Consider the following 612-nt stretch of genomic DNA (forward strand, 5'->3'; position numbering starts at 1 on the left):
GGTTGTAATGCAGCCCCGTCTCTTCATCGTGATACTGCCCCTGAAACCGGATCGCGTTACCCGCCTCGTTCCGCTCCGGCGTCTCCCGCCACACCGTCTTCTCACCGCCCCACGCCCGATACCGACCCAACCACACCACCTTCCCCGCGTCATCCAGCAGTTCCTGCGGCGTCCCCAAATGATCGTTCTGGTAGAACAGCGTCGCATGCCGCGTCTTGGCCGGCACCTGCACGAACCGACCGTCCGTGCCCGTCGCAATGAACGCCGCCTCCACCAGCGTCTCGTCCAGCCGTGCCAGTGGCACGAACGTGCCCGGCTCGTGCAGGTACAGCGACGCGCCCTGCCATTGCCGCCGCTCGCCGAACGTATGGACTCGCTGCGCCACCGGCACCGAGTACGCATCGTCCGGATCCTCACGTACCACCTGCGGCGCGCGATGTGCGAGCGGATCGCGCTCGCCCAACTGCGGCGGCGGGACGTGGAACCGCTCCTCCATCAACAGCACGTCGCCGTCCCACGTGAACACCGTTCGATCGATGCTGCCGTTCTTGCTCGCCACTTCCTTCAACCGGCGACGGCCGAATGCGTCATAGGTGAAGCTCACGCGCAACT

Annotated in this window: 1 protein-coding gene; it reads right to left on the reverse strand. The window is 65.8% G+C overall.

The window, feature by feature from the left end:
- Nucleotides 1-612: RHS domain-containing protein (locus F3J14_RS35310; RefSeq protein WP_211080442.1), on the reverse strand; the 612-nt coding region annotated here is incomplete at both ends.

The organism is Burkholderia sp. Tr-862 (genome assembly GCF_011753085.1).
GTDB lineage: Bacteria > Pseudomonadota > Gammaproteobacteria > Burkholderiales > Burkholderiaceae > Burkholderia > Burkholderia ambifaria.